The organism is Thalassotalea agariperforans (assembly GCF_053470345.1).
The window spans coordinates 1-255 of sequence record NZ_JBQMWH010000051.1 but is presented as its reverse complement, the minus strand read 5'-3'; the positions used below and the strand labels follow the sequence as shown (position 1 = coordinate 255).

The 255-nt window shown below is 42.4% G+C and carries 1 protein-coding gene; it reads left to right on the top strand.

The genetic code is table 11. The annotated features are described in order from the left end of the window. The coding region (locus tag ACSLUO_RS17780; RefSeq protein ID WP_448250591.1) for a transposase at positions 1-255 on the top strand (255 nt) is incomplete at both ends.

Sequence of the window (255 nt, the reverse complement as noted above, 5' to 3'; positions counted from 1 at the left end):
AAGATATCCTCATCGCTTGTGTTGATGGGCTAAAAGGATTTCCTGATGCGATTAATACCGTTTACCCTGATACGCAAATTCAGCTCTGCATTGTCCATATGGTGCGTAATTCATTGAAGTTTGTGCCCTGGAAAGACTACAAAGCTATCACAGCCGATTTAAAACGTATTTACCAATCCGTCACTGAAGATGACGCTTTGTTGTCACTTGAGCAATTTGAACAGCGCTGGGATAGCAAATACCCCAACATATCGC